13 protein-coding genes are annotated in these 20551 nt (G+C 67.4%); 11 read left to right on the forward strand and 2 right to left on the reverse strand.

Going from position 1 to position 20551, the window contains the following annotated elements; genetic code table 11:
• Nucleotides 1-44 precede the first annotated feature (44 nt).
• The 3 genes from pks13 (at nucleotide 45) to BTO20_RS02280 (ending at nucleotide 9369) form a co-directional block, all read left to right on the forward strand.
• Nucleotides 45-5408: a polyketide synthase Pks13 gene (gene pks13, locus BTO20_RS02270; protein ID WP_198344226.1), complete on the forward strand. Its 5364-nt coding sequence runs from the start codon at nucleotides 45-47 to the stop codon at nucleotides 5406-5408.
• Entirely contained in the window at nucleotides 5405-6982 is a 1578-nt protein-coding gene (locus BTO20_RS02275; RefSeq protein ID WP_087073017.1) for an acyl-CoA carboxylase subunit beta, read from the forward strand. Before pks13 ends, BTO20_RS02275 begins: the two co-directional genes overlap by 4 nt.
• Before the next feature lie 131 nt (nucleotides 6983-7113).
• The gene (locus BTO20_RS02280) at nucleotides 7114-9369 is read left to right on the forward strand and encodes a molybdopterin-dependent oxidoreductase (RefSeq protein ID WP_087073019.1); all 2256 of its coding nucleotides are present in this window, start codon (nucleotides 7114-7116) and stop codon (nucleotides 9367-9369) included.
• Here BTO20_RS02280 and BTO20_RS02285 read toward each other — a convergent pair.
• Complete coding sequence (locus BTO20_RS02285; RefSeq protein ID WP_087073021.1) at nucleotides 9355-10608, reverse strand: PucR family transcriptional regulator; 1254 nt, start codon at nucleotides 10606-10608, stop codon at nucleotides 9355-9357. The two genes, BTO20_RS02280 and BTO20_RS02285, sit on opposite strands and share 15 nt — an antisense overlap.
• A gap of 105 nt (nucleotides 10609-10713) precedes the next feature.
• Here BTO20_RS02285 and BTO20_RS02290 point away from each other — a divergent pair, with 105 nt between their 5' ends.
• The 5 genes from BTO20_RS02290 (at nucleotide 10714) to BTO20_RS02315 (ending at nucleotide 18118) form a co-directional block, all read left to right on the forward strand.
• Complete coding sequence (locus BTO20_RS02290) at nucleotides 10714-12174, forward strand: class I adenylate-forming enzyme family protein (RefSeq protein WP_087073023.1); 1461 nt, start codon at nucleotides 10714-10716, stop codon at nucleotides 12172-12174.
• A 24-nt stretch (nucleotides 12175-12198) separates the two neighbouring features.
• Nucleotides 12199-13965, forward strand: coding sequence for a DUF3556 domain-containing protein (locus BTO20_RS02295; protein ID WP_087073025.1), 1767 nt, complete (start codon nucleotides 12199-12201; stop codon nucleotides 13963-13965).
• Entirely contained in the window at nucleotides 13962-15368 is a 1407-nt protein-coding gene (locus tag BTO20_RS02300; RefSeq protein ID WP_087081497.1) for a phytoene desaturase family protein, read from the forward strand. The genes BTO20_RS02295 and BTO20_RS02300 overlap by 4 nt, the downstream gene beginning before the upstream one ends.
• Before the next feature lie 511 nt (nucleotides 15369-15879).
• Nucleotides 15880-16617, forward strand: a complete 738-nt coding sequence (locus BTO20_RS02310) for a response regulator transcription factor (RefSeq protein ID WP_269770321.1) — start codon at nucleotides 15880-15882, stop codon at nucleotides 16615-16617.
• Nucleotides 16595-18118: a sensor histidine kinase gene (locus tag BTO20_RS02315; protein ID WP_087073031.1), complete on the forward strand. Its 1524-nt coding sequence runs from the start codon at nucleotides 16595-16597 to the stop codon at nucleotides 18116-18118. The genes BTO20_RS02310 and BTO20_RS02315 overlap by 23 nt, the downstream gene beginning before the upstream one ends.
• Here the strand turns inward: BTO20_RS02315 and BTO20_RS02320 are convergent.
• Entirely contained in the window at nucleotides 18092-18559 is a 468-nt protein-coding gene (locus BTO20_RS02320; RefSeq protein ID WP_087073033.1) for a hypothetical protein, read from the reverse strand. The genes BTO20_RS02315 and BTO20_RS02320 overlap by 27 nt on opposite strands.
• A 75-nt stretch (nucleotides 18560-18634) precedes the next feature.
• Here BTO20_RS02320 and BTO20_RS02325 point away from each other — a divergent pair, with 75 nt between their 5' ends.
• Genes BTO20_RS02325 through BTO20_RS02335 form a run of 3 tightly spaced genes read left to right on the forward strand, consistent with a single transcriptional unit; the run spans nucleotide 18635 to nucleotide 20535 of the window.
• Nucleotides 18635-19093, forward strand: coding sequence for a hypothetical protein (locus BTO20_RS02325; RefSeq protein ID WP_232491015.1), 459 nt, complete (start codon nucleotides 18635-18637; stop codon nucleotides 19091-19093).
• Nucleotides 19090-19518, forward strand: a complete 429-nt coding sequence (locus BTO20_RS02330; protein ID WP_087073035.1) for an RDD family protein — start codon at nucleotides 19090-19092, stop codon at nucleotides 19516-19518. The genes BTO20_RS02325 and BTO20_RS02330 overlap by 4 nt, the downstream gene beginning before the upstream one ends.
• Nucleotides 19519-19533: 15 nt before the next feature.
• Nucleotides 19534-20535: a DUF4331 family protein gene (locus BTO20_RS02335; RefSeq protein WP_087073037.1), complete on the forward strand. Its 1002-nt coding sequence runs from the start codon at nucleotides 19534-19536 to the stop codon at nucleotides 20533-20535.
• The last annotated feature ends 16 nt before the right edge of the window (nucleotides 20536-20551 follow it).

Genomic DNA, 20551 nt, shown 5'->3' on the forward strand with positions numbered 1-20551 from the left:
ATACCGCCGACTGCTGGCCGGTCTGAGACAAAGGTGACTTGAAAATGGATGAAACACAGAACGATTCGAATCTTCCAGCCCGCACCGAGTCTGCCGGCCAGCCGGCGTCGCGCCCTGACATGACCGTCGCGGAAATGCGCGAATGGCTGCGCAAGGCCGTCGCCACGGCCACGGGGCAGTCGGCCGACGCCATCGACGAGACCACGCCGCTGATCGAGCTCGGCCTGTCCTCGCGGGACGCGGTCGCGATGGCGAGCGACATCGAGGATCTCACCGGCGTCACCCTGACGGCCACGGTGCTGTTCCGCCACCCGACCATCGAGTCGCTGGCGACCGTGATCATCGAAGGTGAGCCCGAACCGGAGGACACCGGCGACGAGGACTGGTCGCGCGACCGCGACGTCGAGGACATCGCCATTGTCGGTGTCGCGACCCGTTTCCCGGGGGACATGAACACCCCCGACGAGATGTGGACCGCGCTGCTGGAGGGCCGCGACGCCATCACCGATCTGCCCGAGGGCCGGTGGGAAGAGTTCCTCGGCGAGCCGCGCATCGCCGAGCGCGTCGCCAAGGCCCGCACCCGGGGCGGATACCTCAAGGACATCAAGGGTTTCGACTCCGAATTCTTCGCGCTGTCGAAGATGGAAGCCGACAACATCGACCCGCAGCAGCGCATGGCGCTGGAGCTCACGTGGGAAGCGTTGGAGCACGCCAGGATTCCTGCGTCGAGCCTGCGTGGCACGAGCGTCGGGGTGTACATCGGCAGTTCGACCAACGACTACAGCTTCCTGGCCATGAGCGATCCGTCGGTCGCGCACCCATACGCCATCACCGGAACGGCGAGTTCCATCATCGCCAACCGGGTTTCGTACTTCTACGATTTCCGCGGCCCCTCGGTCGCGGTGGACACCGCGTGCTCGAGCTCGTTGGTTGCCGCGCACCACGGTGTGCAGGCGCTGCGGTCGGGTGAGGCCGACGTCGCGGTGGTGGGCGGCGTCAACGCGCTGATCACCCCGCTGGTGACGGTCGGATTCGACGAGGTCGGCGGCGTGCTGGCCTCCGACGGCCGCATCAAGTCGTTCTCCTCGGACGCCGACGGCTACGCCCGCTCCGAGGGCGGCGGCATGCTCGTGCTCAAGCGGGTGTCCGACGCGCGTCGCGACGGCGACCACATCCTGGCGGTCATCGCCGGTAGTGCCATCAACCACGACGGGCGCTCCAACGGCCTGCTCGCCCCGAACCCCGATGCGCAGGAAGCGGTGCTGCGCAAGGCGTACAAGGATGCCGGGGTCAACCCGCGGACCGTCGACTACATCGAGGCGCACGGCACCGGCACCATCCTCGGTGACCCCATCGAGGCCGATGCGCTGGGCCGCGTGGTCGGCCGCGGCCGCGACGCCGACAAGCCCGCCCTGCTGGGCGCGGTGAAATCCAATGTGGGACACCTGGAGTCGGCGGCCGGCGCGGCGAGCCTGGCCAAGATGACGCTGGCGCTGGCCAACGACAAGATCCCGCCGTCCATCAACTACGCGGGCCCGAACCCCTACATCGACTTCGACAAAGAACACCTCAAGGTCAACGACACCGTCTCGGACTGGCCCCGCTACAGCGGGCACGCCATCACCGGTGTGTCGGGCTTCGGCTTCGGTGGCGCCAACGCCCACCTGGTGCTGCGTGAGGTGCTGCCGTCGGATCTCGTCGAGCCCGAGCCGGAACCTGAAGCCGTCGAGGACAAGTCGGCCTCCGACGATGCCAACGCGGTCTACGTGGGTGGTGTCCGGATGGACGAGTACGGCGAGTTCGTTCACGACGATGAATCCGGGGCCGATGAGTACCCGGCGTACGACGAGGCCACACACGAGCTGCCCGGCCTGACCGACGAGGCCAAGCGCCTGATCGAGAAAGCACGCGAGGAGCTGGCCGCCGCAGAGGCTGCCGAGCCCACCAAGAGGCTTGTCCCGCTGGCGATCTCGGCGTTCCTGACGTCGCGCAAGAAGGCCGCCGCGGCCGAGCTGGCGGATTGGATCGACAGCGAGCAGGGCCGGGCGTCGTCGCTGGAATCGATCGGCCGCTCGCTGTCCCGGCGCAACCACGGCCGGTCCCGCGCAATCGTTCTCGCGCACGACCACGACGAGGCCGTCAAGGGCCTGCGCGCGGTGGCCGAGGGCAAGCAGCATCCGAGCGTGATCACCGCCGACGGCCCGGTCACCAACGGGCCGGTGTGGGTGCTGGCCGGCTTCGGTGCCCAGCACCGCAAGATGGGCAAAGAGCTGTACCTGCGGGAACCGGTCTTCGCCGAGTGGATCAACAAGGTCGACGCGCACATCCAGGATGAGCGTGGATATTCGGTCGTCGAGCTGATCCTCGACGACGCGATCGACTACACCAACGAGACCTGCGAATACCCCATCGAAGTGGTCCAGACGGTGATCTTCGCCATTCAGATCGCGCTCGGTGAGTTCCTCAAGTCCCACGGCGCCAAACCTGGTGCGGTGGTGGGACAGTCGCTCGGTGAAGCGGCCGCCGCGTACTTCTCCGGCGGTCTGTCGCTGGCCGATGCCACCAGGACCATCTGCTCGCGCGCGCACCTGATGGGTGAGGGCGAGGCCATGCTGTTCGGTGAGTACATCCGGCTGATGGCGCTGGTCGAGTATTCGGCCGACGAGATCAAGACGGTTTTCGCCGACTTCCCGGGCCTCGAGGTGTGCGTCTACGCCGCCCCGACCCAGACCGTCATCGGCGGTCCGCCGGAGCAGATCGACGCGATCATCGCCCGGGCCGAAGCCGAGGGCAAGTTCGCCCGCAAGCTGCAGACCAAGGGCGCCAGCCACACTCAGCAGATGGACCCGCTGCTCGGTGAGCTCTCTGCCGAGATCCAGGGCATCGAACCCCATCCGCTCGCCACGGGTTACTTCTCGACCGTGCACGAGGGCAAGTTCATCCGGGCCGGCGCCGAGCCGATCCACGACGTGGAGTACTGGAAGAAGGGGCTGCGGCACAGCGTCTACTTCACCCACGGCATCCGCAACGCGGTCGACAACGGGCACACCACGTTCCTGGAGCTCGCACCGAATCCGGTGGCGCTCATGCAGGTTGGTCTGACGACGGCTACCGCCGGGCTTCATGACGCCCAGTTGATCCCGACGCTCGCCCGCAAGCAGGACGAGGTCGCGTCGATGGTCACGGCCATGGCGCACCTGTTCGTGCACGGGCACGATCTGGACATCCGGACGCTGTTCCCGCGCAAGTCCAGCGGTCTGGCCGGGGCACTGGACTTCGCCGACATCCCGCCGACCCGGTTCAAGCGCAAGCAGCACTGGCTCGACGCGCACTTCACCGGTGACAGCTCGGCGGTCATGCCCGGCAACCATGTCGCGACCCCCGACGGCAAGCACGTGTGGGAGTTCGTGCCCAAGGGCGCCATCGACCTGGCCGCTCTGGTGAAAGCCGCTGCCGCACAGGTGCTTCCGGATGCCAAGCTGACGGCATCCGAGCAGCGCGCGGTGCCCGGTGAGGGATCGCGGCTGGTCACCACGCTGACCCGGCATCCGGGGGGTGCCTCGGTGCAGGTGCACGCCAGGATCGACGAGTCCTTCACGTTGGTCTACGACGCCATCGTCACCCGCGGTGGTGCCGCGACCGCGTTGCCGACCGCCGTGGGCACCGGTGTTGTGGCCGAGCAGGTTTCGGCCGCGCCGGCCGTGGCCGAGCCGGAGCCCGAGGACGATGCGGAGATTCTTTCCGACAATCTCACCAAGGGCGCCGGCATGGGCGCCGGCTTCGAGAAGTGGTCGCCGGAGTCCGGTGAGACCGTCGCGCAACGTCTCGGCACGATCGTCGGCGCCGCAATGGGTTACGAGCCCGAGGATCTCCCGTGGGAGGTGCCGCTGATCGAGCTGGGTCTCGACTCGCTGATGGCGGTGCGGATCAAGAACCGCGTCGAGTACGACTTCGACCTGCCGCCCATCCAGCTGACCGCGGTGCGCGACGCCAACCTGTACAACGTCGAGGAGCTCATCAAGTACGCGATCGAGCACCGCGACGAGGTCGATCAGATCGCCGAGTCCCAGAAGGGCAAGACGGCCGAGGAGATCGCCGCGGAGCAGTCCGAGCTGCTGGGTGGGGCGTCGACGGTTGCCGAGCTCGAAGCCAAGTTGGCCGAGGCGAGCGTGGACGTCCCCGCGCCGCCCACCGATCCGAGCGGACCGGCTGTGCCGCCGCCGCCCACGGATCCGTCGGGCCCTGCCGGACCTGCTGGTCCTTCCAAGGCCACCGCGGCCGCGGCGGCAGCCAAGGTGCTCACGCAGGAAGCCGTGACCGAGGCGCTCGGTGCCGATGTGCCGCCGCGCGACGCCGCGGAACGGGTCACGTTCGCGACGTGGGCGATCGTCACCGGCAAGTCACCGGGCGGCATTTTCAACGAGCTGCCCGCAATCGACGATGCGACGGCGACCAAGGTGGCCGAGCGGCTGTCCGAACGCGCCGAGGGCACCATCACCGTCGAGGACGTCAAGACGGCCACGACCATCGAGGCGCTGTCCACGATCGTGCGCGACCAGCTCGAGGAAGGTGTGGTGGACGGTTTCGTCCGCACCTTGCGGGCTCCGAAGGAAGGCTCGTCGCACGTACCTTTGTTCGTGTTCCACCCGGCCGGTGGTTCCACGGTGGTCTACGAACCGCTGATGAAGCGGCTGCCCGCCGACACCCCGATCTACGGGTTCGAACGGGTCGAGGGTTCCATCGAAGAGCGCGCGGCCGAGTACGTGCCCAAGCTGCTGGAGATGCACAAGGGCCCGTTCGTGCTGGCGGGCTGGTCGCTGGGCGGGGCCCTGGCCTACGCGTGTGCCATCGGGCTCAAGCAAGCCGGTGCCGATGTTCGCTACGTCGGGCTGATCGACTGCGTGCGGCCCGGTGAGCCCATCGACCAGAGCCAGGCGGGGATGCGGGCCCGGTGGGACCGCTACGCCCGGTTCGCCGAGCGCACCTTCAACGTGGAGGTTCCCGAGATTCCCTACGAGGAGCTCGAGAAGCTCGACGACGAGGGCCAGGTGAAGTTCGTGCTGGACGTCGTCGCACAGAGCGGCGTGCAGATCCCGGGCGGGATCATCGAGCACCAGCGCACGTCCTACCTGGACAACCGCGCGCTGGACACCATCGAGATCCAGCCGTACGACGGGCACGTCACGCTGTACATGGCCGACCGCTACCACGATGACGCGATCGTCTTCGAGCCCGCGTACGCGACCCGCAAGCCCGACGGCGGCTGGGGCGAGTTCGCCAAGGATCTCGAGGTCGTGCCCATCGGGGGCGAGCACATCCAGGCCATCGATGAGCCGTACATTGCGAAAGTGGGTGCTCACATGAGCGAGGCGCTCAACCGTATCGAAGCTGAGAGCGAGAGCAAGTGACGACCGAAACATCACCCGTCCACCCACCGAGGACCACCGCTGAGCTGCTGGCCGACCTCCGCGAGAAGCTCGAGGTCGCCAAGGAACCCGGCGGCGAGAAGGCCATCGCCAAGCGAGAGAAGAAGGGCATCCCAAGTGCCCGTGCGCGCATCCATGCGCTGCTCGACCCGGGCAGCTTCCTGGAGATCGGTGCGCTGTGCAAGACACCGGGTGACCCGAACGCGTTGTTCGGCGACGGCGTGGTGACCGGTCACGGCACCATCAACGGCCGCCCGGTGGGTGTGTTCAGCCACGACCAGACGGTGTTCCAGGGCACGGTCGGTGAGATGTTCGGCCGCAAGGTGGCCCGGCTGATGGAGTGGGTGGCCATGGTCGGCTGCCCGATGATCGGCATCAACGACTCCGGTGGCGCCCGCATCCAGGACGCCGTGACCTCGCTGGCCTGGTACGCCGAACTCGGCCGTCGCCACGAGCTGCTGCGCGGCATGGTCCCCGAGATCTCGATCATTCTCGGCAAGTGTGCCGGTGGTGCGGTGTATTCGCCGATCCAGACCGATCTGGTGGTCGCGGTGCGCGATCAGGGCTACATGTTCGTCACCGGCCCGGACGTCATCAAGGACGTCACCGGTGAGGATGTGACGCTCGACGAGCTGGGCGGCGCCGACGCGCAGGCCCGCTACGGCAACATCCACCAGGTGGTCGAGGACGAGGCCGCGGCGTTCCAGTACGTGCGGGACTACCTGAGCTTCTTGCCCGCCAACACTTTTGACGATCCGCCGATCATCAACCCGGGCATGGAGCCCGAGGTCACGCCGCACGATCTCGAGCTCGACGCCATCGTGCCGGATGCCGACAACACGGCCTACGACATGCACGAGATCCTGCTGCGGATCTTCGACGACGGTGACGTGTTCGACGTGGCCGCGCAGCGTGGGCAGGCGATGATCACCGCGTTCGCACGCGTCGACGGGCATCCGGTCGGCGTCATCGCCAACCAGCCGATGCACATGTCCGGCGCCATCGACAACGAGGCGTCGGACAAGGCGGCCGGGTTCATCCGGTTCTGCGACTCCTACAACCTGCCTTTGGTTTTCGTGGTCGACACCCCGGGCTTCCTGCCTGGCGTCGAGCAGGAGAAGGGCGGCATCATCAAGCGCGGCGGCCGGTTCCTCAACGCCGTCGTGGAGGCCGACGTGCCGAAGGTGACCATCACCATCCGCAAGTCCTACGGCGGCGCCTACGCGGTGATGGGTTCCAAGCAGCTCTCGGCCGACCTGAACTTCGCCTGGCCGACCGCACGTATCGCGGTGATCGGTGCCGAGGGTGCCGCGCAGCTGCTCGTGAAGCGTTTCCCGGACCCCACCGCACCCGAGGTGCAGAAGATCCGCGCGGACTTCATCCAGGGCTACAACGAGAACATGGCCACGCCGTGGATCGCCGCCGAGCGTGGGTTCATCGACGCGGTCATCCAGCCGCACGAGACCCGGTTGCTGCTGCGCAAATCGCTGCACCTGTTGCGCGACAAGCAGAAGCACGGCCGCGTGCAGCGCAAGCACGGATTGCTGCCCATCTAGGTTCCCCAGCCTCCCGCTTGCGGGGGACTGTTCGGCAGGGTTGGCGGCCACCGAACGTGCCCCACCGAACGGCGTCCCGCTGAGCGGGCCAATGCGGTCCGAAACGTCAAATTTGTCATTAGCGTGGGCTGATGACCGCTGGAGTGTCCCTGCCGCTGGCTGCCATCGGCGAAGACGGCCTGCACCTGCGTACCTGTCCACTGTGTGAGGCGATGTGCGGCCTCGAAATTCACGTCGAGAACGGCCGGGTCGCGCACATCCGGGGCAACCGCAACGACGTCTGGAGTCGCGGACACATCTGTCCCAAGGGTGCCTCACTGGCGGCCCTGCACGACGATCCGGACCGCATCCGCAGACCCATGATCAAGGTGGCCGGGCAGTGGCGGGAAGTCGACTGGGACACCGCATTTCGCCGGTGCACCGAATTGTTGGCCCCCGTCATCCAGCAGTACGGCATCGGCGCGGTGTCGAGCTACATCGGCAACCCGAGTGCGCACACGTTTTCGCTGGGTCGCTACATCGGTGTCCTGCTAGGGCTTTCGGGTATCCCGACCAGTTACTCGTCGGGCACTGTCGACCAGTGGCCCAAAAACCTGACGTCGCACCTGATGTACGGCGGCTGGTGGAGTTTCCCGGTGCCCGACATCGAGCACACCGACCTGCTGGTGGTGATGGGCGCCAACCCGGCAGCCTCGCAGGGTTCGGTCCTCAGCGCCCCTGACGTCATGGGCGCCATTGCGCGAATCCGGCAGCGCGGCAAGGTGATTGTCATCGACCCGGTGCGTACCGCGACCGCTGCCAAGGCCGACGAATGGCTCGCCATCACTCCGGGCACCGACGCGGCCCTTCTGCTGGGCGTCGTGCACACGTTGTTCGCGGAAGGCCTTGTCACGCTGGGGCACACCGAACCGTATGTGGACGGCGTCCAGACGGTCGGCGCCATCGCCGCCCAGTGGGCTCCTGAGCGCGTCGCAGCCGCCACCGGCATCGACGCCGAGCGCATCCGCGAACTGGCCCGCGAACTGTCCGGCACCGAACGGGCCGTGGTGTACGGCCGGATCGGCACGTGCAACCAGGAATTCGGCAGCCTCGCCAGTTGGCTCGTCGACGTGGTGAACATCCTCACCGGGCATTTCGACACCCGCGGCGGCAGCATGTTCCCGCAGGCCGCGGCGTGGTCACTGACGGTGCAACCCCAGCCGGGTCTGGAAGGCGGCAAGCCCGAGTTCGGCCGGTGGCGCACCCGGGTTCGCGGCGCCAAAGAGGTTCTGGGACAAGCCCCGGTGTCGTGCCTGGCAGAAGAGATCGCCACCCCCGGTGAAGGCCAGGTGCGGGCCCTGATCACCGTCGCGGGCAATCCGGTGCTGTCGACCCCGGCCGGACACAAGCTCGGCGAGGCCCTCGCCGGCCTCGATGCCATGATCTGCATCGACAACGCGCTCAACGAGACCACGCGCCACGCGCACGTCATCCTGCCGGGGCTGTCGCCGTTCGAGCAGCCACACCACGACGATCTGCTGCTCAACAACGCGGTCAACAGTTTCGCGAACTACTCACCGCCGGTGTTCGCCCCCGAGGATCCGGATCGTCCCGAGGAGTGGGAGATCATGATCCGCTTGACGGGCCTGTGCACGGGCACCCCGGCCGAGGACGTCGACGTCACCGCGATCGACGACGGCTGGTTCGACTACCTGTGCTTCACGCAGGGTCTCGACGGCGCCGAGATCCGCACGCATTACGAAAAGGGCGGTCCGGAACGGATTCTCGACCTGACCCTGCGTACCGGACCGTTCGGTGACCGTTACGGCGAGAACCCCGGCGGTATCACGCTCGAGCAGCTCAAGGCACAGCCCAACGGCATCAACTTCGGGCCGATGCAGTCACGGCTGACCGATGTGGTGTCGACGCCGGAGGGCAAGGTGCGGCTGGCGCCGCAGTACCTGATCGACGACCTGCCCCGGCTCGCCGAGCGGCTGCGGCGTGACCCGGCCGACCTGGTGCTGGTCAGTCGGCGCCATCTGCGCTCGTGTAACTCGTGGCTGCACAACGTGCCTGCCTTGATGAAGGGCAAGGACCGCTGCACGCTGCTGGTCCACCCCGCCGATGCCGACGCCAACGGGGTCGCCGACGGCGACATCGTGACGGTCACCTCGGCCGGCGGCAGCATCGAGGTGCCGGTCGAGATCACCGACGCCATCAAGCCGGGCGTGGTGTCGATGCCGCACGGGTGGGGTCATGGTGTGCCCGGCACGCAGCTGTCGGTGGCCAACGCGTCGCCGGGGGTGAACACGAATGTGCTCTCACCGCCGGACTTTCTCGACGAGCCGTCGGGCAACGGGGCGCTCAACGGGATCCCGGTGACGGTGACCCGGTCAGCCCGGGGTTAGCACGGCCGTGCCGTACCAATGGCACAGCAGCAGAGCGAGTTCCACGTCGAGCCGGTCGTCGCCGATCGGGCGCCCGCGGCGGTCTTCCGCGCGCAGCACGCGATACTTGACGGAGTTGAAGTGCAGGTTGAGTTCCTCGGCCGCGGACTTGTAGCTGTTGCCGTGCCGCAGGAACACCCGCAGCGTGTCGCGCAGCCGGGCGTCGTTGTCGGTGTCGCAGCCCAGCGGCCCGAGCACGTCGGCGACCCAGTCGCGGGCCTCGTCCAGGTTGCCCCCGAGCAGGGCCGCGGCCGCGAGCCCGGGATCGCCGGCTGCTGTGACTCCGTCGGTGTCGCCCGCGATCGCCACATCCTGGGCGCGCCGGGCCTGCCGGTGCGAGCGCCGGAAGCCGTCGACGCCGGGCAGCGGGGTGCCCAGCGCGATCCGCGGCGCGGTCGAATGCGCGGCGACGAACTGCTTGACGTTGCCGGCCACAGCAGCTGCGGTGTTGGGGGACAAGGGAATCCACCCCCAGCCGGTGGTACGGTCGGCCGCGACGAACAACGGATCGCCCTGCGCACCAACAGCTTCGGCGACTTCGCGGAGGAACTGCTCCAGGCGGGCCAGGCCGTCCTCAGAACCGGACTCGGACGGGCACCACAACACCACCGCCAGATGCGTGCGCCGCATGGGATAGCCGAGCGCGGTGGTCAACGCATCCGGCGCGCCCGCATCGGTGGCCAGCACCTCCCGCACCCGCAGCGCGCGGGCACTGTTGCGGTTGGTCAGCCACCGATCGCGTTCATCCTCGTAGACCACCACCACTTGCTGGGTGATCCAGTCGATGTACCGGAAGGTCACCGTGGTCATCCGTTCGAACACCGCAAAGCCGGTCTCCGGGTCCAGCCCGGCCCGGCTGATCTCCTCGGCCGCGACGTCGAGCACCATGCCGTGGCCCAGTCGGTAGGCGCGGACCAATGCGTTCATCGGCACCCCGCGCTGGGCGATGCGCCGGGCGTACTCCAGCGCTGCGGTCGGTGCCTCGATGTTCTCCAGCGATATGTTGTGACGCAACGCGTGGAAGATGGTGTCGACGTTGCCCTCGACGCTCGACGCCAGCAGTTCCAGGATCTCGGGGTCGCCCCGCAGATCGGCGATATCGCTGGCCAGGTGCCGTTGGACGGCGCGGGCGACCTCGGCCTGGCGTTTTATCAGCCGGGTCATCACGAGTGCGGTGGCCTCGCTGACCGCCGGATTCATGCCTAGACCGTAGAACGCGGATTTGTTTCCGGACAACAAACCGGCAAATCAAGTTCATCGGCGCACGACGGTGTGGTGGGGACCACAAATTTCTACTGTCATGACATGAATCTCGCCCTGCTGCCCGACCTGCGTGCCGCCGCCGCGCCGCACGCTCCCGCCGTCGCCGACGACCACCTCGACCTGGACAACACCGCGTTTCTCGACGCGGTCCGCCGCGCCGCCGCAACCCTGCGGGCCCACGGTGTCGGCCCCGGCAGCGTGGTGGCCCAGATGCTGCCCAACCGTACCGAATTCGTCGTCGTGCTGTTCGCAGCGTGGCGGCTCGGGGCGGCCGTCACCCCGATCAGCCCCACTCTGGTGCCCGCGGAGGTGGCCTACCAGGCCGACGACGCCGGTTCGGTCGTGCTGATTGCCGACCGCGACGTCGAGGCCGAGATCCCGGTGCTGCACGTGGACGACCTCACCGGCGAACCCGACGACGCAGACCCGGTCGACAACCCCGCCGACGCGCTGGCGCTGCTGATCTACACCAGCGGCACCACGGGCAGGCCCAAAGGCGTGATGCTCGATCACGGCAACGTCAATGCCATGTGCGCCATGGTGATCGAGGGCTTCGAGCTGACCCCGGCCGACCACAGCCTGCTGGTCCTGCCGCTCTTTCACGTCAACGGCATCGTGGTGAGCATCCTGTCACCGCTCATCGCGGGTGGCCGGGCCACCATCGCCGGACGATTCAACCCCACCACGTTCTTCGACCGCGTCGAGGCCAGCCGGGCCACCTACTTCTCCGCGGTGCCCACCATCTACACCATGCTCGCCGGCCTGCCGGCCGAGGTGACGCCCGACACCAGCTCGGTGCGGTTCGCGGTGTGCGGCGCGGCCCCGGCCAGCGTCGAACTGCTGGAGCGCTTCGAACGCCGCTTCGGTATCGGGCTCATCGAGGGCTACGGGCTCTCCGAGGGCTCGTGCGCCAGCACCGGTAACCCGCTGCACGGCAGGCGCAAGCCGGGGACCGTCGGAATCCCGTTGCCGGGGCAGGAGATTCGTGTCGTCGACGCGTCGGGTGCGACGCTGCCGCACGGCGAGGTCGGCGAAGTGGTGATCAAGGGCCCGAACGTGATGCGGGGCTACCGGAACCGGCCGGAGGAGACCGCCAAGACCGTCATCGACGGCTGGCTGTACACCGGCGACGTCGGCCGTTTCGACGAGGACGGCTACCTGGTGCTGGTCGACCGGGCCAAGGACATGATCATCCGCGGTGGAGAAAACATCTACCCCAAGGAGATCGAGACCGTCGTCTATCAGCTCCCCGGCATCGCCGAGGCCGCCGTCGTCGGGCGGGCCAGCGCACTGTACGGCGAGGAGCCGGTGCTGTTCGCCTCACTGCACACCGGGGCCGGCGTCAGTGCCGACGACATCGCCGCACACCTGCGCGTGTCCCTCTCGAAATACAAACTGCCGGTGTCGATCACGATGCTCGACGAGCTGCCCAAAAATCCCGTCGGCAAGATCGACAAGCCGTCACTGCGCAAAACCCTCACCGCCGCTGCCCCGCAAAACTAACCTGACCCAGCGAAGGAGCTCATCGTGGGATTCGTCACGCCAACCCTGCCCGACGTCGACCTGGAAGACTTTCTGCGCCGGCCGCTGATGGAGCGCATCCGCATCATGACCACCAAGTGGGCCGATCACGGTCTCGGTGTGCCCCGCATGATCCATGTCCTCTACATCGTCAAGCTGGTGTTCTTCTACGCCCTCGGCGGCGTCGTGATCGCCACTGCCACATCGCATCTGCCTGCGTTCTGGCACGTGTCGGCCTGGTGGAACCAACCGATCATGTACCAGAAGGTCATCCTGTGGACCATCCTGCTCGAGCTCATCGGGCTGGCCGGATCGTGGGGCCCGCTGGCCGGCAAGACCAAGCCGATGACCGGTGGCTACCGATTCTGGGCCAAGGTCAACACGATTCGGCTGCGGCCGTGGAAAGCGGTGCCGTTCACCGACGGTGATCGCCGCACGTGGTTCGACGTCACCGTCTACCTGGCGCTGATCATCAGCGTGGCGGTGGCGCTGGTGGCGCCCGGCGTGCCCACGGCCTCACTGTCGAAAGTGCTGCCGGACAACACATCCGGATTGGTCAGTCCGGCCCTGCTGATCGTACCGATGGTGCTGCTGGTGCTGATCGGGCTGCGGGACAAGACGATCTTCCTGGCCGCCCGCGGTGAACAGTATCTGCCTGCGCTGCTGTTCTTCACCACGCTGCCGTTCGTCGACATGATCATCGCGGGCAAGCTGCTGATCGGCACGGTGTGGATCTGGGCAGGCATCTCGAAGTTCGGCCTGCATTTCACCAACGTCATCCCGCCCATGGTGAGCAACAGCCCGACGCTTCCGTTCACGTGGCTCAAACGTGCGCACTACCGCAACTTCCCGCACGATCTGCGCCCGTCGCACCTGTCCACGTTCATGGCGCACGGCCCCGGCAGCTTCGTCGAGATCGTCGCCCCGCTGGCGCTGCTGCTGTCACCGTGGCCGTGGCTGACGTTCTGCGCCGCCGCCGTCATGGTGTGCTTCCACCTGTTCATCATCTCGACGTTCCCGCTCGCGGTGCCGGTGGAATGGAACGTGCTGTTCGCCTACGTCACCGTGTTCCTGTTCGTGGGTTTCCCGAACTGGAACGGGTATGCAATCTGGGACATGTCCTCACCGTGGCTCACCATCGCGCTGCTCATCGGGTTGTGCTTCTTCCCGGTCCTGGGCAACCTGCGCCCCGACCTGGTGTCCTTCCTGCCGGCCATGCGGCAGTACGCGGGCAACTGGGCGTCGGCGGTGTGGACGTTCACCCCGGGCGCCGAACAGAAGCTCAACCGCGTGACCCGGTCCGCGCCCAACACGGTGGACCAGTACATCAACTTCGGCTGGGACCCGGTGGCCGCCGAGGTGTTCACCCAGCAGGTGACGGCGTGGCGGGCCATGCACAGCCAGGGCCGCGGCCTGTATTCGGTGCTGCTGAAGAACCTGCCCGACATCGACATCCGCACCGTGCGGGAAGGCGAGATGTCTTGCAACACCATCATCGGGTTCAACTTCGGTGACGGGCACCTGCACAATGAGGATCTGATCCGGGCCATCCAGAGCGAAGCGCAGTTCGAGCCCGGGGAGTTCGTGATCGCGTGGGTCGAGTCGCAGCCGATCCACAAGAAGACCCAGGAGTACAAGGTGATCGACGCGGCCCTCGGAGTCATCGAGCGAGGCACCTGGAACGTCGCGGATTTGGTCGAGGAGCAGCCGTGGCTGCCCAACGGCCCGATCCCGCTGAACGTGACGTGGCGCCGGGCCGGGGTGCAGGCATGACTACCGCAGTCGTGGTCGGTAGCGGGCCCAACGGGCTCGCGGCCGCCATCACCCTGGCGGCCCGCGGCGTCGACGTCACGGTGTTGGAGGCCAAGGACGAGATCGGCGGCGGCGTGCGGTCGGGCGAGGGGATCGTGCCCGGCTTGATACATGACCATTGCGCCGCGATCCACCCGATGGCCGTCGGCTCGGCATTCCTGTCCGGGCTGGACCTGCCGGTCGAGTGGCGCCTGCCCGAAATCGACTGCGCCCACCCGCTGGACGACGGTGGCGCGGGCCTGCTGTGGCGCAGCGTCGAGGACACCGCCGCCGGGCTGGGCGCCGACGGCAGCCGCTGGAAGGCGTTGTTCGGCGGCCCGTCGGCCCGCTTCGACACGCTCGCTCAGGACATCATGGGCCCGTTGCTGCGGGTGCCCAAACACCCGATCGCGCTGGCCCGGTTCGGGGCGCCGACAGTCCTGCCCGCTTCGGCGCTGAGCCGGCTGTTCCGCACCCCGCAGGCCAGGGCACTGTTCGGAGGCGTTGCGGCACACACCTTTCAGCCGCTGCACCGCCCGCTGACCTCGGCGATCGGCCTTGGCATCATCACCGCAGGCCATCGGCACGGCTGGCCGGTGGCCGCGGGCGGCTCGCAGTCGATCACCGATGCGCTGGCCGCAGTGCTCGCCGATCTCGGCGGCAAGGTGCAGACCGGGGTCCGGGTGACCTCGGCTGCGCAGCTGCCCGCCGCCGACATCACCATGTTCGATCTCGCGCCAACGGCCATCGCCGAGATCCTCGGCGACCGACTGCCGCGTCGAGTCGCCAAGCAGTTCAACAGGTTCCGGTACGGTCCGGGCGCGTTCAAGGTGGATTTCGCCGTGCAGGGCCCGGTACCGTGGCGCAATCCCCAGGTCGGCAAGGCCGGCACCGTGCACCTGGGTGGGAGCTTCGACGAAATCGCGGGCACCGAGCGGGACATCCACGCCGGGCGCATGCCGCAGCGACCGTTCGTCCTGGTGGGCCAGCAGTATCTGGCCGACCCGCAGCGATCGGTCGGCGACATCAACCCCATCTACTCCTATGCCCATGTGCCGCAGGGATATACCGGCGACGCCACCGAGTCCGTCATCGCCCAGTTCGAACGGTTCGCGCCGGGCTTTCGGGACCGTGTCGTCGGGATGGCTGTCCGCACCACCACCGAGATGTCGGTCTACAACCCCAACTACGTCGGTGGCGATATCTGCACGGGTGCCAAGGACATCCGGCAGCTGGTGTTCGGACCACGGACGACGTTGCAGCCCTATCGGATTGGCGTTCCCGGGATGTACGTCTGCTCGGCGGCGACGCCACCCGGACCGGGCGCGCACGGCATGTGTGGCGCCAACGCAGCGCAGCTCGCGTTGCAGCATCTGGCCCGTTAACCTGCGCGAGCAGGCGTGAAAGTTCGCCAAACGCGGCGTGTCGCGGACTTTTGCGTCTGCTCGCGCAGAAAAGGATACATAGCTCACGCATATTCTTTTGCCAGAACTCGGATAACGTCCGTCGCTAACGTCGTTCCCGCAATGAACATTTCGTCATGAAGGGAGAGATGATTGTCGAGCATTGTCACACGTAGCCTGATGGGAACGTTCGCGGTCGCCGCCGGCTTGTCGTTGGCGGCGTTGGGCTTTGGTGCCGGAGTCGCCAGCGCGGATCCGCCGCCACCGCCGCCGGGCCCAGGAGCACCCGGGCCCGCCCCGGCTCCGTGCCCACCGTTGCAGCCGTGCCAACCCGGACCTCCCGCACCGCAACCTGGCCCGCCCGGTCCCGGACGCTGACGGGTGCAGTCGGGCGTGCGGTGCGGGTCAGCGCACCGCACGCCCCCCGCAACAAATCCATAGCTCGCGCACATCGACCCCACAGGCGACGGCTAACAGGTGCCACGACGATCGGATGGTGCAGACTTCCGTAGCGGCCAGATCCGTGATGACGCGTGCCGACGGTAGTTCGATCCGCGTCCTGGTGGTCGACGACGAGCCCGGGCTCGCTGAACTGGTCTCGATGGCGCTGCGCTACGAAGGCTGGAAGGTGACGACGGCCGGCGACGGCGCCACCGCGATCCGGCTGGCCCAGCAGGACCCACCCGACGTGGTTGTCCTCGACGTCATGCTGCCCGACATGTCCGGCCTTGACGTGCTGCAGAAGCTGCGCGGCACGCGTCCGGACCTGCCGTTGCTGCTGCTGACGGCCAAGGAGGCGCTGGAGGACCGCATCGCGGGGCTCGCGGCTGGTGGCGACGACTATGTGACCAAACCGTTCAGCGTCGAGGAGTTGGTGCTGCGGTTGCGTGCGCTCATGCGCCGCAGTGGCGTGGCGGCGGACACCGGCGACGCCCGGCTGATCGTCGCCGACCTGATCCTCGACGAGGACAGTCATGAGGTGACCCGCAGTGACGACGAGATCCAATTGACCGCAACCGAATTCGAACTGCTCCGGTTCATGATGCGCAACCCGCACCGGGTGCTGACCAAAGCTCAGATCCTGCAACGGGTCTGGAATCATGACGACGACGGGCGGTCCAACGTCGTCGAACTGTACATCTCCTACCTGCGCCGCAAGATCGACGCGGGACGCACCCCCTTGATCCGTACCGTCCGGGGAGTCGGCTATGTCCTCAAACCGCCGCGCTGACCTTCCGCTGTTGGCCCGGGTCCGCAGCCCGCGTACCTGGTCGCTGCAGGCCCGGCTGGTGGTGGTGCTGGTGGTGCTGCTGGCCTGCGTGTGTGCGGTCGTCGGCGCGGGAACCCTGCTGGCGACAGAACGATTCCTGCTGTGCCAGCTCGACAACCAGGTGCGCGACGCGGCCTCACGCTCGGTGACGTTCTATGACCTCGGTCCGCCACCGGGCGTCCACATCGCCGGACCGGGTCCGGTATTCCTCGACGCGCCTGGACAATCGACGGGCACCGTCGGCGCGGTCGTCGTCGGAGGTGGTATCACCGAGGCCGCGGTCATCACCACCGACGGTTCGCGAAACGAGTTGTCGGCGGATTCCGCAAGTCAGCTCGTCGATGTGCCCACCAGCCATCCGGTGCGCAAATTCCTCGACGGTGTCGGCGAATACGAACTGATCGCCACCCGCGCTTCCGACGGCAACCTGGTGGTGGCCGGTCTGTCGCGCGACGGCGTGAACCAGACGTTGGTGTCGTTGATGGGCATCTTCTGGGGTGTCGCAGCGGTGGCCTTGATCGTGGCGACGGTGGCCGGTGTGGTCGTCATCCGCAGGCAGTTCGCCCCGCTGTCGCGTGTCGCCCTCGCGGCCCGACGCATCGCGCAGCTTGAGCTCGACCGAGGTGAAGTGCGTTTCCCGACAGTGCTTGTCGGCACCGGGCCGCAGTCCCCGTACACCGAAGTCGGTCAGCTCGCCATGGCGTTCGACCAGATGCTGGACCGTATAGCAGATGCGTTGTCGTCCCGGCATACCAGCGAGATGCGCGTACGGCAGTTCGTCGCCGATGCCAGTCATGAACTCCGCACACCGCTGGCGTGCATCGGCGGCTACACCGAATTGGTCGCTCTGCGTGCGCCTTCCACGCTGCCGGAGGACCTGGCGTACGCCATCGGACGCGTCGACGCGGAAGCCAAGCGCATGACGCAACTCGTCGGGGACATGTTGTTGTTGGCGCGGCTGGATGCCGGACGCCCACTGGAGTGCAGCGACGTCGACTTGTGTGTGCTCACCGCTGACATCGTCATGGATGCGCGGGTCACCGGACCGGATCACCAGTGGTCGGTCAACGTGCCCGACGAGCCCGTCATCGTCTCCGGGGAGAGCCTGCGGCTGCATCAGGTGCTCGCCAATCTCCTGACCAACGCCAGGATTCACACCCCGCCGGGCACCCACGTCAACACCACGCTGACGTGTCCCGGCGGTGCGATGGCGGTGCTGACCGTCACCGACAACGGACCCGGAATCCCCGAACACCACCTGCCCGAGATCTTCGAACGCTTCACCCGTGGTGACTCGTCGCGGTCCCGCCGCGCTGGCAGCACAGGTCTCGGTCTGGCGATCGTCTCCTCGCTTGTCAAGTCCCACAAGGGAACTGTCTCTGTGCACAGTGTCCCCGGGCAGACCACGTTCACCATCAACCTGCCGAGAGCCCGGTCAGCCCAGCTGATAACTCTCGCGTGACACCCGGAAGAAGTGTCCGCTGTCGGTGTCGGTGCACGTCATGCGCGCGACTTCACTGACACAGGTGATCGGGCCCAAAGAGGTGGACTGACCGTCGTCGGCCGTCTCCCACCCACCGGCGCCGCCGTCGAGCGCGGCATACGAGCACCGGAGGAATCCGGGGCGGCCCGTGTCGAGCCGGAAGTCGCGACCCGCATTACCGGACGGGCAGGCCGCCCCGGTGATCTCGTCCCGCGCCGGCCCCGCGACATAGGTGTGGTCGCTGATCTGGCAGAGAGCCACCGGCGCGTCGGTGGCGGACGAGATGTCAAGCACGCAACGGATGTTGCCGGACGGGGTCTGCAGGTGCACCCGCGTATCGGCCGCGGCGACCGCGGGGGAGACGACGCACACGGTGGCGAATGCTGCTGCTGTCGCGATGAGCGTGGATCGTGTCGTCATGGTCGTCAGTAGAGTGCACCCGCTCACTTACCGATCCCAAGTTCGGCCAACCACTGCGCGGTTACCATTCGAACCGTGTCAGGCCTCGAGGAGCATCCCGCGGTGACGGTTGCCGCGGGCGTGGCAGCAACCGCTGTCGGCGGCGTGGTCGCGGTCTATCGCGGCGCCGAGCGACTGCCCGTGCTGGGTGGTCTGCTCAAGCAGGTGCGCGGGGATCTGTCCGCACGCGGCGAGCGCGTGATCGCCGCAGGCGTCGAACCGGTGAAAGCCGTCGTGACCGCCGTCGCCGTGCAGGTCGTCGACATGGTCCTGGACGAACTCGACCTCAACGAATTGGTGCGCCAACGCGTCGACCTGGTCGGCCTGGCCAATGAGGTGGTCGACGGTATCGACCTGCCGACCATCATCCGCAAGTCGACCGACTCCGTGACCGCCGAGGTGATGACCGACGTCCGCAGCCAGGGCGAGCGGGCCGACGACATGGTGTCCGGCTTCGTCGACCGGTTACTGGGCCGCGACCGGGACCAGTCGTGAGTCAGGGCACCCGCCCGGCCGGAATCGTGAGCCGGGGTGTGGCCGCGGTCATCGACCTTGCCGTCGTCGGCATCGTGCTTTCGGCGCTGTACGTCGGCCTGATCCTGACGCGATTGATGTTCGGCCCCACCACATTCAGCCTGCCGACCCTGTCGGCGATCTTCTCGTCGCTGGTGATGTTCGTCGTGTCGATCCTGTACCTGGCGGGCTGCTGGGCGGTGTCGGGTTGCACGGCAGGCGCGGTCGTCATGGGGCTTCGGGTGGTCAGCCGGCGGTCTGAGCGACTCGGGCCGGTGGTGGCGCTGCTGCGAGCGGTGGCCTATGTGCTGTTCCCCGTCGGCCTGCTGTGGGTCGCCGTCGACGCACGGCGAAGGTCGTTGCAGGACATCGTTTTGGGCACTCGGGTGGTCTACGCACGGGTATAGCGGTTGGATGGCACCATGTCGAACCACTTCACCGGGCTGAGCCTCGGGCCACCGCTGGGCGATCAGCGACTCGATCTGTGCGATCTGTATGCGTTCCAGTCACCGGCGGACCCGGCACGCACGGTGCTGATCCTCAACGCCAATCCCCAGGCCGACTTCCTGCACCCGGACGCCATCTACCGCCTGGCCATCGACAACAACAGCGACCTGCGCAATGACATCGCGTTCAGCTACGTGTTCTCCGAGCCTGTCGACGGCCGCCAGACCGTGGACGTGTACCTGGCCTCCGGTGACGACGCGGAATCGCCCGAGGCCGTGGGGGAGCGTATCTTCGGAGGCGTCGAGGTGTCGTTCGGGCGCGAACCGGTGATCGCCCGCACGGATGCCTACACGTTCTTCGCGGGTGCGCGCAGCGACGCCTTCTTCTTCGACTTCGACGGCATCAAGAACCTGTTCGACATCCGCGGCGGCCGCAACTTCACCGCACTGCACCTCAGCGGCCAATACCCTTGGACGGGAGTGGATTCCAACACCGAGGCCAATGTGTGTTCGATGGTCCTGGAGTTGCCCACCGAGCAGCTAGGAGCGAACCCGGACATCCGGATCTGGGGTCGGTGCAGCGTGCGCGTCGACGGCGAGCTGCAGCACGTGGACCGGGCCGGGCATCCGTCGGTGAGCAGCTTCTTCAACACCGACGACACCAAGCTGGAGTACAACGCCAGCGTGCCGATCCATGACCGGGAGCGCTGGATGGCCCAGTTCGTCCACCTGCTGGGGCACACCGGTGGCTACTCGGACGACGAGGCGGTCGCCGCCATCGACGCCGAGGGCATCCTGCCCGACATGTTGACGTTCGACCCGTCGAAGCCGGCCAGGTATCCGAACGGGCGGGTGTTCACCGACGACGTCATCGACTACCGGCTGGCGTCGCTGACCAAGGGCGACTGCCCGCCCTCGGGCCTGAGCCCGCACACCGACACGCTGCAGGTGTTCCCGTACCTGGGGCCGCCGCACTGACGCATCCACAGCGGCC

The sequence above is a fragment of the Mycobacterium dioxanotrophicus genome (assembly GCF_002157835.1).
In the GTDB taxonomy this organism is placed as follows: Bacteria; Actinomycetota; Actinomycetes; order Mycobacteriales; family Mycobacteriaceae; genus Mycobacterium; species Mycobacterium dioxanotrophicus.